This is a genomic window from Vibrio sp. 1978, from assembly GCF_033344345.1.
This window is the reverse complement of sequence record NZ_JAWPOP010000222.1, coordinates 1-915: the sequence shown is the minus strand read 5'-3', so window position 1 is coordinate 915 and position 915 is coordinate 1. Positions and strand designations below refer to the sequence as shown.

Annotated in this window: 1 protein-coding gene; it reads right to left on the bottom strand. The window is 40.1% G+C overall.

The genetic code is table 11. The features are described from left to right. Positions 1–161: 161 nt before the first annotated feature. Entirely contained in the window at positions 162–470 is a 309-nt protein-coding gene (locus R8N49_RS25680) for a hypothetical protein (RefSeq protein WP_318190278.1), read from the bottom strand. Between the last annotated feature and the right edge of the window lie 445 nt (positions 471–915).

Here is a 915-nt window from a genome sequence, read left to right as displayed (position 1 = left end):
AATCATCCGATATCAGAAATTTTTCTAATGCGCCTAAGTCATCAGATTCATGTAGGTCATTGCCAGCCAATGATAAATCTACTTTTTTCATATCACGCCCTTATTATTGAAAACTAATGAAAACCTGCCACTTTTTCTTCGAAAAAAAGCATAACGCCCTGCTAAGGGGTGAGCAATGCACTGCAAGAGCCACTGCACACCGCCTTAATCACAAAACTCACCGCATGCTGAAAATGCCACGCATTGCGAATCCCGCTTAAGCAGTTTGTTAGCTTAAATTTCAGCACTTTAAGATTTACCAAGCCTGAGATTAAACCGATTTGGAAAATCAACAAACCACTTAAGCTTTGAAACCCGAATTGGCTCAAACTTTGTGGCCTTTCATGCGATTTGAAAACCCGAAAATTTTGATAAATCACTTTCGGAAAACTCAAAGCGAAAGCAAAACTTCCAAAGCGACTTTGCGCCAAACTGGCTAACCTCGGTTAAGCCCAAAAACTCAATTGAGGCGACATCTCAAAACTCACATTGGCAAACAATGCTGATTTGCCGAAAAACTTGAACGAATGGCCAAAGGAAGAAAGGAAAGACCACAACCAATTCATTTTATTTGTTTTAAGCTAACGCCCTGTTAAGGAGTGAGGCATGCACAACAAAAGTTACCGCATCACTACGTAATCACTAAAACCACCGCAAACCAAAAATGCCACGCATGCCGAATCTGCTTGAACAGTTTGTTAGCTTAAATTTCAGCACCTTAGATTTACCAAGCCTGAGATTAAACCGATTTGAAAAACCAACAAACCACTTGAGCTTTGAAACCCGAATTGGGTCAAACTTTGTGGCCTTTCATGCGCTTTGAAAACCAGTAAATTTTGAGAACTCATTTTCGGAAAACTCAAAACGAACGCCAAA